The sequence below is a fragment of the Gracilibacillus sp. JCM 18966 genome, from assembly GCF_055392695.1.
In genome coordinates this window covers 965,994-980,917 of sequence record NZ_AP043883.1, presented here as the reverse complement: position 1 = coordinate 980,917, position 14,924 = coordinate 965,994, and the positions used below count along the sequence as shown (strand labels likewise).

The 14,924-nt window shown below is 38.9% G+C and carries 10 protein-coding genes; all 10 read left to right on the top strand.

Annotated elements, in window-relative coordinates; translation table 11 throughout:
* Window positions 1-12: 12 nt before the first annotated feature.
* The 10 genes from ACZ5N5_RS04600 to ACZ5N5_RS04555 all read left to right on the top strand — a co-directional run bounded on the left by ACZ5N5_RS04600 (window position 13) and on the right by ACZ5N5_RS04555 (window position 14,916).
* A complete protein-coding gene (locus tag ACZ5N5_RS04600; protein ID WP_464373345.1) occupies window positions 13-903 on the top strand; it encodes a carbohydrate ABC transporter permease in 891 nt (296 codons plus the stop codon).
* A gap of 37 nt (window positions 904-940) precedes the next feature.
* A complete protein-coding gene (locus tag ACZ5N5_RS04595; protein WP_054787940.1) occupies window positions 941-2,575 on the top strand; it encodes an extracellular solute-binding protein in 1,635 nt (544 codons plus the stop codon).
* Between the two features lie 84 nt (window positions 2,576-2,659).
* Window positions 2,660-4,681 carry a glutaminase family protein gene (locus ACZ5N5_RS04590; RefSeq protein WP_109985152.1) on the top strand — a complete coding sequence of 674 codons (2,022 nt, stop codon included), beginning with the start codon at window positions 2,660-2,662 and terminating at the stop codon, window positions 4,679-4,681.
* A 21-nt stretch (window positions 4,682-4,702) separates the two neighbouring features.
* Window positions 4,703-6,901: a hypothetical protein gene (locus tag ACZ5N5_RS04585; protein WP_464373344.1), complete on the top strand. Its 2,199-nt coding sequence runs from the start codon at window positions 4,703-4,705 to the stop codon at window positions 6,899-6,901.
* Between the two features lie 51 nt (window positions 6,902-6,952).
* Complete coding sequence (locus tag ACZ5N5_RS04580; RefSeq protein ID WP_464373343.1) at window positions 6,953-9,952, top strand: alpha-mannosidase; 3,000 nt, start codon at window positions 6,953-6,955, stop codon at window positions 9,950-9,952.
* A 107-nt stretch (window positions 9,953-10,059) separates the two neighbouring features.
* Window positions 10,060-12,120: a GxGYxYP domain-containing protein gene (locus ACZ5N5_RS04575; RefSeq protein ID WP_245902360.1), complete on the top strand. Its 2,061-nt coding sequence runs from the start codon at window positions 10,060-10,062 to the stop codon at window positions 12,118-12,120.
* Complete coding sequence (locus ACZ5N5_RS04570; RefSeq protein ID WP_109985149.1) at window positions 12,101-12,304, top strand: hypothetical protein; 204 nt, start codon at window positions 12,101-12,103, stop codon at window positions 12,302-12,304. Before ACZ5N5_RS04575 ends, ACZ5N5_RS04570 begins: the two co-directional genes overlap by 20 nt.
* Window positions 12,301-13,467 carry a GNAT family N-acetyltransferase gene (locus ACZ5N5_RS04565; protein WP_464373342.1) on the top strand — a complete coding sequence of 389 codons (1,167 nt, stop codon included), beginning with the start codon at window positions 12,301-12,303 and terminating at the stop codon, window positions 13,465-13,467. Before ACZ5N5_RS04570 ends, ACZ5N5_RS04565 begins: the two co-directional genes overlap by 4 nt.
* Window positions 13,468-13,585: 118 nt before the next feature.
* Entirely contained in the window at window positions 13,586-14,278 is a 693-nt protein-coding gene (locus tag ACZ5N5_RS04560; protein WP_245902359.1) for an MgtC/SapB family protein, read from the top strand.
* Between the two features lie 173 nt (window positions 14,279-14,451).
* A complete protein-coding gene (locus ACZ5N5_RS04555) occupies window positions 14,452-14,916 on the top strand; it encodes a CtsR family transcriptional regulator (protein WP_054787938.1) in 465 nt (154 codons plus the stop codon).
* Window positions 14,917-14,924: the final 8 nt, after the last annotated feature.

Below are 14,924 nucleotides of genomic sequence, written 5' to 3'. Positions count from 1 at the left end.
GTTCATATCGTAATGAAAAAAAAGTGGTCGATTTTTTCGGTATTTAATTATTTGTTTCTCGCCATCTTCGCTTTTACAACCTTATATCCGTTTATTTATATCCTTGCTTATTCTTTAAGTGACGGCGTTGAAGCAATGAATTACCCTATTTATTTTCTGCCGAGAGGATTCACATTTGAAAATTATATACAGATATTTAAAGATAGTACATTTTTAAATGCATATGTCATTACAATACTTCGGACCGTAATTGGTACGATCTTGCATGTCGTTTTATCAGCACTATTTGCCTATGCTTTAACAAGGAAGAATCTGCCTGGGAAAACCTTTTTAACCTTTTTTATTTTTATACCTTCTATATTTAGTGGTGGAATGATACCAAACTTTATACTTTATCGGGAATTAGGATTGATTAATAATTTTTGGGTCTTTGTTTTTCCCTTTTTGTTTAGTTTCTTCCATATCATTATTATGCGAACCTTTTTTCAACAGCTTCCGAGCTCCTTAGAAGAATCAGCACAAATAGATGGAGCTAGTAACTTTAGGGTATTTGTGAGCATTATTCTGCCGTTGTCTATGCCGGTGCTTGCTACTATTGCCTTGTTTCAAGGAGTTTTTCATTGGAATGATTGGTTTACAGGAACCTACTTTGTGACGGAAGAATCATTAAGACCCGTGCAAACACTTCTAAATGAATTATTAACGGAATCTGAGGCGTTAGCAAATGCAGCCCAAAGAGCTTCACAAACAGGCACAACCGTATCAACTGGGATGATTTCGGTAACACCTGAATCATTACGGATGGCGACATTAATCGTTGCCACATTACCTATTATTTGTGTGTATCCATTTTTACAAAAGTATTTTGTTAAAGGCGTTATGGTTGGTTCTATCAAGGGGTAATATTTGTTTGATTAAATAGAATTTTGGAGGGATTTCCATGAACCGAGCAATGATCAGATCGTTTATAGCTTTCCTTGTTTTTATCCTATTCACCTTGTTAGTAGCTTGTAGTGAAGAGAGTAGTAGTTCAGAAGATGGGGATACAGTGACATTAAAGGTTTTGCATAATTGGAATGGCTCAGGGGCAAATGCTCCAGAAGATCCAATGAATCCTGTTGCAGAAAAGATATTCGAAGAAACAGGAGTGAAGCTAGACTTTGAGTACACAAATGGTAGTGAAGTGGATAAGTTAACACAGGTCTTGGCAACTGGAGAGTTCCCGGATGTCTATATTGGTCCGGCATGGGGAAAGGAAGCGGAAATGTTACTAGAAGCGGCAAATGATGGACTTTTGCATGATTTAACACCATATATAGAAAAGTACCCAAACTTAGCGGAAGTTGTAAAAGAGGAAAATATGTCCACCTCTTTATATAACGATATTATTAGTCAGCAGGAAGGCGGTCAATTTATGCTTCACTCTATGTATCCTGCTACAGAAGCAGATATAGAGGATTGGCTGTATGGGCTGTATGTTCATAAAGACATTGCAAAGGAGGTTGGAATAGATCCAGGCTCTGTAAAAACACCAGAGGATTTATATAACTTTTTGAAAGCGGTAAAAGAGGGCGAGTTTCAAGCAAGTGGTAATCTTGTTTTCCCATTAGGTGCATATGACAATGGATGGCCATTGGATATTACCTCTGAAATGTTTGTACCTGTAGCAGGAGCTGGCAGTTGGTTTATCGATGAGGAGGGAAATGCAAGGTATAACTTTATGACGGAGGAATATGAAGAATGGATTCTGTATATGAGAAGGTTAATGAGTGAAGGATTACTTGATCCGGAAGTCTACTCACATACTGGAACCATTGCAAGAGAAAAGGTTTCTCAAGGGAGATATGCCGTCATACCAAACCAATTCCCGGGTCTTTGGAATGACACGAAGCAGGGAGGTATAGAAGAAAAATATGTGCCGTTGGGACCACTAGAAGACTTTAGTGGAGATCGTTATCGGACAGAGTTTAATGTTCAAGGTAGTCAGTTAATCGCTATTTTTGCCGATGCATCTGAGGAAAAATTGGATGCTTTCGTTAAGTTGTTTGATTATTTATCAAGTGATGAAGGTTTTCTTCTAACTAAGTTCGGCATTGAAGGGCTACATTACGATTTAGTGGATGGAAAAGTAGTTGCTAAGGAAGAGATGGTAGAGAAAATTAATGATGGAACATTTAAGAATGAAGGAATTAATCATTATATCGCATTCTCAGGATTAGATCGGGAGGACTCACTTGGTGGTGGACCATTTGGTCATCAATTTGATAAGCAGTATGAGGTAAAGCAAGAATTTATCAAAATTAGAAGGAAAGATGGTATACAGCCAATTACAGGAATTGATCCATATTCCGTATTACAGAACCACCCGAATTTTGAGCAGATAGAACCAGTAACGGTTGTAATGGGTGATGTGGTTCAACAGGCAATTCATGCAGGCTCTGATGAGGAGGCACTCAATATTATTAATGAAACTCGTGACGCATTAATAGAGGCTGGAATTGAAGAAGTGGCAGATGAAATCACCAAGCAAGCACAAAGTGGAACAGAATTTATGCGTTATCGAACTTCAAACTAAGTTTCTTATGAACTAGAGGTCCCCTTGTTGATAACTGAGGGGGCTTCCACTAACAAACGATAATACGAGAATGGATGTGACATAATGACATTTACACTTAGACCTCCTGCTGTGCCTCTAGTAACTGTAGATCCTTATTTTAATGTATGGAGTAGTAATGATCATCTTTTCGATGATCACACACATCATTGGACATTTCAGCAAGGCGGAACTGCTGGTATCCATGGAATGATGGGAATGATCCGTATTGATGGAAAAGCATGGCGATTTATGGGGAAGCTTCCTCAAACTGAACATGGAGAAGAACAAGACTATTTACAGCAAGTTGCTCTAACCGTCGATCCATTAAATACGATCTATACTTTTGAAGGTGCAGGGATAACACTTCAAGTAGAATTTATGACCCCGCTTTTACTAGATAATCTAGATATTCTATCGCGACCTGCGTCTTATATAACATTTGACGTCTGGTCGAATGATGGTAATCTACATGATGTTCAAATTTACTTTGATGTGACAGGAGAATGGTGTGTCCATGAACCCACCCAACAAGTGAACTGGTCACGAGTAAATCTAGGAGGACGTTTCGAAAGTATGAAAATGGGTTCCTTGGATCAGCCTATTTTAGGACGCAAAGGTGATGATACACGCATTGACTGGGGTTATCTTCATTTAGTAGTTTCTGACACTTACTATGGAGAAACAGTCATTCATTCGATGGATATCCGAAGAACATGGATGGAGCAAGGGTCACTACCTAAAAAGGATGATACACAAATGCCACGCAGTGTAGAGGGAGATTGCCCAGTAATGGCAGCCGTACTGGATTTTGGAATGGTGACATCAGAAAAGAAATCGGACTTCTTAGTTCTGGCATATGACGATATCGTTTCCATCGAATACTTCCATCAACAGCTTCCTGGATATTGGAAGAGAGATGGTCTAACGATGGGTCAAATGTTGCTATTAGCCATAAGGGAGTATCCAACTATCAAAAAAGCTTGTGCTAGATTTAACAAAAAATTAAAGGAAAAGGCAACGAAGCTTGGAGGCGATAAATATCGAGATATGGTGTCTCTAGCATACCGTCAGGCAATTGCTGCCCATAAGCTAGTTCTTGATGAAAAAGGTGATTTGTTATTTTTATCTAAGGAAAACAACAGTAACGGCTGTATAGGAACAGTCGATATCAGTTACCCATCCGCCCCATTATTTTTACTTTATAACCCAGCATTAGTCAAGGGGATGATGCGCCCGATTTTCTGTTATGCACGATCAGATGAATGGCCGTTTGATTTTGCTCCACATGATGTCGGGACATATCCGATTGCTAATGGTCAGGTATATGGGGAGAATGCCGTTGAGAACCAAATGCCGATTGAAGAATGTGGCAACATCCTCATTATGATGACAGCAGTTTGTCTAGCGGAAGGAAAAACGCAATTTGCGGAAGAAAATTGGGATTTACTAACACAATGGGCAAAATACCTCCGAAGAAACGGACTGGACCCAGGACATCAGCTTTGTACAGATGACTTTGCAGGCCATTTGGCCCATAATGCGAATCTTTCTATTAAAGCAATTATAGGGGTAGGTAGTTATGGAATTCTGTGTGGATTGCTAGGGAAGGCGGAAGAAAAGGAGGATTACCTACATCATGCACAGCTGATGGCAAGGGAATGGGAAGAGATGGCAGATGATAACGATCATTTTAAATTGACATTTGATCAGTCTGGAACTTGGAGCCTCAAATATAACCTCATTTGGGATAATCTGTTCTCTCTGAATTTATTCTCCGATGAAGTAAAGCAAAAAGAAGTAAATTATTATCTCGCAAGGAAGAATCGCTATGGAACCCCTTTGGATAGTCGCCAAACGTATACGAAAGCAGATTGGTTAGTTTGGGCAGCGGCATTAGCTGAACGGGAAGAGGATAGACTTTCCCTAATAGAACCGCTTTGGCACTTTTTAAATGAGACCGAGGATCGTGTTCCATTTACAGATTGGTATGATACAAAAACAGCGAAACGACTAAATTTTAAGAACCGCTCTGTTGTCGGAGGATTATTTATCTTACTGCTCACAAGGGATTGGATTAAAAATTAACGTTTTTTCGGGAGGAGAAGCATGAAAATAGATGATAGATGGGAAGAAAGAACAGGTTTTCAGGAAAGAGTAGCATATCACCCCTCCATAGATTTGCGAACCGATTTTGTGATGGTTTATGGCATCGATGATTCAATGCCGGAAAGAATCAAAGAATGGCAGGAATGTGGGTATGTAGTTCATCTCATGACAGGGGTGGCATGGGGAGAATATCAAGATTATTTATATGGTCAAGTGGATGGCAGGAATCATTGGGACGAAGCTCAGAAAAATCGATATGGTGAAACTATCAGTCATGGTAAAGATGTTCCATATATGGTGCCAACCATTGCCTTTACTAACTATTTAACGAGTCGTATCAAGAAGGCTGTAGATGCTGGGGTAGAAGCCATTCATCTCGAAGAACCAGAGTTTTGGGTGGAAGGAGGTTACTCCGAAGCTTTTAAGCGAGAGTGGCGGATTTTCTACAAGGAGGAATGGACACCACCACATGAATCTGTAGATGGGCAGTACCGTGCTTCCAAGTTAAAGGCATTTTTGTATAAGAGATGTTTAGATCGTCTATGTACAGAGCTTAAGGAATATGCACAAGTAAAATATCAGAGAACTTTACGGTTTTATGTCCCTACACACAGTCTTATTAACTATACACAATGGCGGATCGTCAGCCCACAGTCCCAATTGCTTAGTCTGCCAACAGTTGATGGCTATATCGCACAAGTATGGACAGGGACTTCTCGTACGCCTAATGTCTATGGTGGGATCGCAAAAGAAAGGACATTTGAAACGGCTTACTTAGAATATGGAGTTATGCAAGAATTGGCGCGAGGAACGGAAAGAAGAATGTGGTTTCTACATGATCCAATCGAGGATAACCCGAATTATGATTGGGAGGACTATAAGAATAATTATGTCAAAACATTAGTGGCATCCCTTTTTCATCCAGATGTGTTTCGGTATGAAATATCGCCTTGGCCCAACCGAATCTTCAACCGGTCGTATCCTAAGAAGGATGGAAAAGGAAAAGAGCCCATTCCACCTAGCTATGCAACGAGTTTGCTTATTATTATGAATGTACTCCGTGACTTAAACCAAGATGAAATAAAGTGGGAGAATGGTTTGGATCCGGTTGGTCTAATGCTCTCTGATACCGCCATGTTTCAAAGAAACCATCCTGAGATTTCAGGAGAAGATACTTCACAAAAATATGATGGAACAGAACGAGAGATGCTGAAGGGAAATAAAGCTAAAGAGCTACTTTATTGGTCAGAGTTTTACGGATTAGCTTTACCGTTGCTGAAATCCGGGATTCCAGTAAGACCGATCCAGTTAGACAATATCCGGCGATTCACGTCCTATTTAAACCATTACAAAACTTTAATCCTAAGCTATGAATTTATGAAGCCGGAAGCGCCAGATATTCACCTTGGCATAAGTCAATGGGTGCAAAACGGAGGCAATTTGATTTACGTAGGTGATGGGAGTGATGCTTTTCACCAAGTAAGAGAATGGTGGAACACACAAGAGGCTGATTATAATAACCCTGCAGAGCACCTTCTTGAGTCATTAGGAGTGGAATGGAGAGAAGGCATTCAACATGTTGGGAAAGGGCTCGTGACTATACTGCCAAATCATCCGAAGGAATTTGCTCAGAATGAACAGAACGCAAAGCTTCTAAAGGATACTGTGAAAAAAGCGACAGAGAAAAGTGCACAAGATTCATTTCGGTGGGATGAAAAGAATTATTTGTTATTGAGAAGAGGCCCTTATGTCATCAGTTCTGTCATGGAGGAATCGGTTCATATGGAGCCACTTCGTTTAAGCGGCCTGTATGTTGATTTATTGGATCCTAATTTATCGATAAAAGAAGAGGTTACGATCCTGCCGGGTAATCAATCACTTCTCTATGATTTAAATAGTCAGACAAACGAAACAGATATTCAAGTCATTGCCTCTTCATCCAGAATGGAAAGTGTTGAAAAGGCTCATAACGAATATTCGATTCTAATGAAAGGTCCATTACATGTACCAGGAGTATGTAGGATAAGATATCCAGTCAAACCAGTAAAAATCCTAATTGTTGATGAACAGAATAAGGAAAAATCAATAAATTTTGAATGGGATCAAAGAAGTAATACCTTCTTCTTTTACTATAAAAATAATCCAGAGGGTACCAAAATCAAGATATTGCATTATGCTGTCGATATTTCATCAAGTTAATGATATCCATTCAAAATTAAAATGATAAAGCACAATTGCGGAGGGTCAGGAATGCCATACGAGAAGATAAACAATGAAAAACTACATCAAATGAAAGCATTTATTGAGGGGAAAATATATCAAAGCTTGTCCTCTCTAAAAGTAGAAGCTTGGGTGACGAAAGAACCAACGACGTTTAAGGAGCGAAAGACAGGAACGCATCTTACGTTGTCTGCTGGCGACAAATGGGGAGAGCTTTGGGATTGCGCTTGGTTTTACTTTTCTGGGAAAGTTCCGAGTCAAGCAAGAGGAGAGAAGCTTGTTCTTCTGATTGATGTCAATGGTGAATTGTGTCTAGTTGATCGTAATGGATCACCGATGCAAGGGCTAACCAATGTAAATTCCGAATTTGAATTATCTCTTGGTAAGCCCGGAAAAAGAGTGGTCGAAATTGCAGAGAAAGCTTCCGGTACAGAAGAGATTGATCTTTGGGCAGATGCAGGTTGCAATGATTTGTTCGGTCATTTCAGGTCTGGAACATTGAAAATAGCAGATATTGCAATATGTAAGGAAGAAATACGCCAGCTTTATTATGACGTAGAGGTGCTATTAGAGCTAGCTGAGCAATTAGAAGAAGACTCGGCTAGAAGAGCTAGAATCTACCAAGCACTGTATGATATTTCCTTATTACTTGTCGATTGGACAGATGAAAATGTAAGGAAGGCTAGAGAACTACTTGCCATACCACTCCAAAAACAAAATGGCGATGTGGACCTGACGATTAGTGCTGTTGGTCATGCTCATATTGACCTTGCGTGGCTCTGGCCAATAAGGGAAACGATTCGAAAAGGGGCACGGACATTCTCCACAGTACTTCGTAACATGGAAAAATATCCGGATTATATTTTCGGAGCTAGTCAGCCACAATTATACCAATGGATGAAAGAATACTACCCTGCTCTGTATGAACAAATAAAACAACGAATTGCGGAAGGGCGTTGGGAAGTCCAAGGCGGAATGTGGGTAGAACCTGATTCCAATATTCCTAGTGGAGAATCATTAATTCGCCAAATCCTTTACGGGAAAAGGTTTTATTTAGAGGAATTTGGCAAGGAAGTTAGGACTCTCTGGGTACCTGACATTTTTGGTTATTCTGCTAGTTTGCCACAACTTTTGAAGCAATCAGAAATTGATTATGTCATGACTCAAAAGCTGTCTTGGAGCGAATATAACGATCATCCACATCACACATTTTACTGGCAGGGGATTGATGGCAGTAAAGTACTGACCCATTTACCGCCAGAAGATACGTATAATGGTCCTGCTGCACCGAGATCGATTAAAAAGATAGAAAGAGAGTATTATGATAAGAACATTTCAGAACACAGTCTAATGTTATTTGGCATAGGAGATGGTGGTGGTGGACCTGGAGAAGAGCATCTGGAACGTCTTAAACGGGAAAGAAATCTCCTTGGTCTTTCTCCAGTAGTACAAGAGCCATCGATCAATTTTTTTAGAAAATTAGAGTCCTCTTCCAGTAAATATAAAACATGGTCTGGCGAGCTTTATTTAGAAAAGCATCAAGGTACCTTGACCTCCCAAGCACGCAATAAAAAATATAACCGGAAGATCGAGAAAGCGCTCCGTGAGTTAGAGTTTGTCGCAAGTCTCACGATGATGAAGGGAATCAAGCAATATCCTTCTGAGGAATTAGATTCGATATGGAAGGAGGTTATGCTATACCAATTTCATGATATATTACCTGGGTCCTCTATCAGCCGTGTATATGATGAATCACTCGAGCGTTATCAAAAGATAAATGAAAAAGTAGAGAGATTAATAGAGAAACACTACCAGGCTTTGTATCAACACCTTCATCTATCCGGAATAACCTTTTTTAATTCACTACCTTGGGCAAGGCGAGAGTGGGTGGAGGTCCACGGGAAGTGGAGAGAAATCACGATACCTCCAATGGGCTATCTCGAAATAAAGGATCAACCATCACAAGCTCTTACTGGACACACAGAATTGAAGGTTGAAAAGACAAGGATGGAGAATGAACTTCTAGTTGTCTCCTTTAATCGTGATGGAACGATACGCTCGATTTTTGATAAAGAAAATAACCGAGAAACGATAGCGAAGCACCGTCCAGCTAATCAACTGGCTATTTATCATGATCATGGAGATGCATGGGATTTCCCATCTGATTATAAATCTGTTCCAAAAATGAAACCGATTCTCGAGGATATTCATTGCGAAATTAATGGTCCCATTGCGGTAATGACCCATTTTTACACGTTTGGAAACTCAACAATTCAGCAATCTGTGAAGATGAAGTTAGGAAGCAGACAAGTTGACTTTCAGACAAAAGTAGACTGGAAGGAATCGAACAAAATGCTTCGGACCTCCTTTCCACTTCAAGTAAGAAGTGACCGTGTCCATTGTGAAATTCAATTTGGTTATATCAATCGCTCTACCCATCAAAATACACAGTGGGATTTTGCAAAGGATGAAATATGTGCACATCAATGGATTGATATTTCTGAGCCGGATTATGGTGTTGCCCTTTTAAATGATTGCAAATATGGTCATCGTGCCGAGGAAGATGAGCTTGACCTGAATTTATTACGAAGCCCCGACAGTCCAGATCCTAATGCAGATCGGGCAGATCACGAATTTGTCTATAGTTTTTACCCACATAAGGGTGAGTTTGTCTCGGGAGAAGTGTATAAAAAAGGCTATGAATTGAATATACCAGTGCGAAAAGTGGAGAAAACAGATGCGGCTACTGTAAAAAAGGACAGCTCCGCTTCATTTATTCAATTACAGGGTGGAAGTGTGATGATTGAGACGATCAAAAAAGCAGAACTGGATAATGAGATGATTATCCGCCTATATGAAATATCTGGTAATCATACAACGACCAAATTAGACCTAAGCTTTGTTGTTGAGAAAATAGTAGAAACGAATTTGTTAGAAAATCCAAAACAATCAATATCTCTCGATAGTCCTATCTCCTTCACACCGTTTGAAATTAAAACACTAAAAATGAAAGTAAAGAGCTCAAGTTAATGTCATTATTGTGAACTTAAGGGAGGTGATTTCTCTCTGTAAATTATTTATTCGGATGTAGGTAGGTAAATGGTCTTTTGAACTGATTGGACAAAGGAGGAAAATCAATGATTCGCAAATTAGTGTTGATATGTTTCACCTTGTTTTTAATCCTATCCAGTATTAATAGTATCCAAGCAACAGAAACACAAGCAGAATCCATGAAAAATGGTAAAATCACATGGCCAAAAAGTCAGGCTTTACCTACTTTTGCGAAGGCAAAGCATCTAGATGTGTTGGATTTAAGAGAAAATACAGGCGATGAGAAGCTACTATTTACGACACTGCAAGGAAATGTGAATCGGGAAAAACCAAGGATATACATGATAGAAAATGACTATGAGGAAGGAAATTTCACATGGTTAAATGATTGGAACATCCCTTACAGCATTAGGGAGAACCCTTGGGAGCTATTGTTAAAGTATAAAGATGAACTATCTGGGATGATAGTCTATGACCCGGAAGTAAAAGACTCTATCAATGTTGCTACAACAATGGCTGGTTTGGAGCAAGGGGTAGTAGCAAGCCCTGAATTGGCAGAGAAACTGACGAAACCACCATATAATCTTAAGATAATAGAAGATTTACGTGGACAATTCGATGACGGGTTAGATGCGTATAAATGGCAATATGAAAATCTATGGCCAAGAACAACTAAACGAATGTTAGTTGGATTAAATCCTCATAGAAGTGTCGAATTGCCTGAAGATAATTGGGATGATTTCCAAGTGATTGTGGAAGAAGAGGAAGAAATTAGAGATAGCTCTAACCGAGATATCTATGACTTAGACCTCTCAGAATTTCTCGAAGGAGAATCTGTTTACCTTCGTTTTCAAGATGCTTTTACAAAGGATGGTTGGGGGCCGGCGGTCCATCAAGTAACCGTAAAAGCAGATGGACAGGTTATTGCACAGTTTATACCTGGACAAGCAGAGGAAGCGCCCTACCTATATGATGGTTATCATTCCAGTGCGGATGAGCGTTATGGCGGCCACCGCTGGGCAGATAATGGTAATTACTTTATCTATCGATTTACACCACCTGCGAATACCGAAGAATTGGTTGTTTCAGTAGATATGTGGAATCAATTTAAGGTCTCTGCATCGAATGTCCAACCAGTTGCAGCGGGTGAAACAGAACCATACGGATATTTAAGAGATTATGCAGTGGCAAATCGTGCAATGGTATTTTGGCTTGAATCAAATGTAGCAGAGGAAAAGGAATTATTTGAGCAAATCATGTCTGATGTCGAACCAAATACACCATACTTAGGGTGGTTCAGTAATGATGTTGCAGGGGAATTCAGTTCAACAGAGCTAGCTTCTGAACACAGTGTGTATGTGCTAGCCGCCGATTGGTTTAACAATATGACGGTCTTCTCTGGTGTTAAAGGGAAAATTAAAAAGCAAAAACCAATAGCTGCTCCAGAATTGGACAACAAGATTTATCTTACCTTCACATTCGGTGAAGGTGACAACCTTCAATATAATCAACATAAGCTAAGACAATTATGGGATGACAAAGCAAGAGGAAGTGTGCCAATTAATTGGACAACAAGTCCACTTCTTTATGATGTTGCACCATCCATATTAGGCTATTACCAGCAAACTGCTACAGATAACGACCTTTTAATTGCTGGTCCATCGGGGGCAGGTTATATCTATCCTACACCGTGGCCGGATGATACATTTGATTTATTCGCTAGACAAACAAAAAGGTACATGAAACGTACGGGAATGGATATTATTTATGCATTAAATCGTGTAGATGAACAAAATGTACCTTTAACAGAATCCAAAGTACAGGATTACTTGGACTATGTAGACCCACAAGGAATGTTCTTAAGCTGGGAGAGCAATACAGGAACATCTATCTTAAATAATGAGCTACCACAGTCGATTTTACGTGGTGTCAGCAGTGTCAGTGAAGCAAAAGAGGCGATAGCAGATGCCTCTCGTGATTGGGACGGAGATTCACCACTATTTATTTCATTGGGGATGTTATCGTGGTCTCTTACACCATCAGACGTTGTAGAAATTGCAGAATCACTGAGCTCAGAATATGAAATTGTCCGTGGAGACCAATACTTTGAATTAATCCGTGAAGCCAATGGATTACCAAAAAAATAATATTTTTTCTAATGATGACCCTGGAGGAATCTATTTTCTCTGGGGTTTTTTATTTCCTAATGCAAAACGGTTGGTGGATGGACAAAAAATTGAGATACTTATAGCATACATATACAAAGGAGGAGCATGGGAAAAAGGTTTCACAATGGGAAGTAAACATTTAAAAAGAGGTGAAAAATTGTGAATCAAATTAAGAAATTATCGCATGATCATTATCCGGAAATATTTAAATTATCCCAATTTGCCTTTCAATACACCTTAAATGAGGTAGAACTAGAAGAAAAGGAAAAAGAAGCGGAGCGTCATGAAATTTGGGGATGGCTAAAAGAAGAGCAATTATGCGCAAAGGTCCATATGATTCCACTCCAGGTAAATATTAATGGAAATAAGGTGAAGATGGGTGGCATCGCTTCTGTTGCGTCGTGGCCAGAATATAGACGTGGTGGGATGATTAAAAAACTTTTGCTTACAGTTTTGCAGTCCATGAAGGAGAATGGTTATATTATTTCCTATTTACACCCATTTTCTGTTCCTTTTTACCGAAGATATGGGTATGAGCTTACCTTTCCGTACAAAAGGTATCAGATTCCAATCGAGACCCTTAAGAAAAAGTGGAGCCCGAATGGTTATGCAAGAAGAAGTAAAAATTATCAGGAGTTAGACAAGATTTATTCCACCTATATAAATAGATACAATGGTGGACTTATCCGAGACGAAAAATGGTGGCAGCAACGCGTTATCAAAAAAGACACGATCATCACGATTTGCTATAATGACCAGGATGAACCAGAAGGTTATCTCCTATACCATGTGAAGGATCGTATATTATATGTAGAAGATATGGCATATGTTAACTCAAATGGTTTAAAATTAATTCTTCAATTACTTTCTAATCATGATTCAATGGTAACGTCAGTAGAGATGAAGGTGCCAGCGGATGACTCCTTGCCTTTATTAGTAGATGAACCAAGATATGAGCAAAAGCTCGTGCCTTATTTTATGAGTAGAATTGTGGATGTGTCTGCCTTTTTAAGGCAATATCGCTTCCGGATGACGGATCGATTTCATCCTATCGCTATCGAAGTAGAAGATGAATTTTTACCAGAGAATACAGGTACCTATTACTTAACCAAGGAAAATAGTGATATCGTCGTCAGTAGAGATAAACCCGACGGGAAATGTCAACATATTTATTGTTCCGTTCAGCAATTAACTTCTATCCTATTAAGTTATCAAAACGCAACAAATTTAGCTGGCCTCCAACTGATTCAAGGAGATGTGACGGCAATTCAAACATTAGATGCGATCATTCCTAATAAACAGACATATTTTCCAGACTTTTTTTAAAATCATCCATTGGGTGATTTTTTTCTATAGATAAACTTTAATAACATGAAATATTTTGATTAGAAATAGGGTATAAATGAATTATCAACTAAAATTACCGCACTTAGGAGTGAGATATTTGCTTGAAGATATCTTTGATGCACAATTCATAGAGTCGATCTCAAAATTAGCTATTGCTTTATTACTATCCGGATTAATAGGATTCGAACGAGAGCTAAATAAACATTCAGCAGGATTTCGTACACATATATTAGTTGGCATTAGCTCTTGTCTTATGATGCTATTATCGATAAATGGCTTTGATTATTTTATCGAAAATTATGATAACATCCGTTTCGATCCTGCGAGAATCCCGTCCTATGTCATCAGTGGGATTGGTTTTCTCGGGGCTGGAACAATTATTGTCAATGGTGGAACGATTCGAGGCCTAACCACAGCAGCATCTATATGGGCAGTTGCCGGATTAGGGTTAATTATCGGTATAGGCATGTATAAAGAGGCCATTGTCACGACGGTGATCATTCTTGTTAGCCTAGTTGTTTTGAATAAGTGGGAAAAACAGATTCATAGAAAAAGACATCAAATTTCATTTGAAATAAAAGTAGCAAAAGACAAAAATACGGCTAAAATTCTTGAAAAAATACAATCATTTCCAATTGAAGTCAAGCAGTTTGACATTACAAATGATGAAGAAGGAAACAGACGGATTAAAATGTATATTGATGTTACCCATCAGAAAAACCGCGATAACCTTCATGAATGGCTACTAGAGCAAGATGATGTCAAGAAAATAAAAATGAAGTTTCAATAAAAGAAGCATACCCACGATGTAAGTCTTGCTTTTAGCATAAAATTCCAAAAACATGTTTCTAATAGTGGAAAAAAGGCAATAATAATTAGGAACATTATAGTTGCATCCGTCCTCACATGCAGTATAATAATAATATAGTCAAATATAGTCAAAGTCAGATAGGAGGAGGGAAAATGCGCAATATTTCAGATATTATTGAAGAATATTTGAAGGAAGTATTGCAAAGCAATCAAACGAAAATCATTGAGATTAAACGTAGCGAGATTGCGGATCGTTTTGAATGTGTACCCTCTCAAATTAATTATGTGATCAATACAAGATTCACTTTAGAAAAAGGGTATCTAGTCGAGAGTAAGCGTGGCGGTGGAGGTTATATTAGAATTAGTAAAATTACCAATGACGATAAAGCAAAGTTAATCGATGAAATTATTGAGATGATTTTACCGAAAATCTCCCAGCAGAAGGCCGCCAATATATTGGAGCGATTACTGGAGGAGGAGCTTATTACGACAAGAGAAGCGAAGTTAATGGTTGCTGCATTGAATCGTAATATCTTATCCTTCCAGCTACCCTTGAGAGATGAGTTGCGAGCTAGAATTATGGCAGCAATGCTACAATCCTTAAAATATGAATCTTAGGAGGTGTT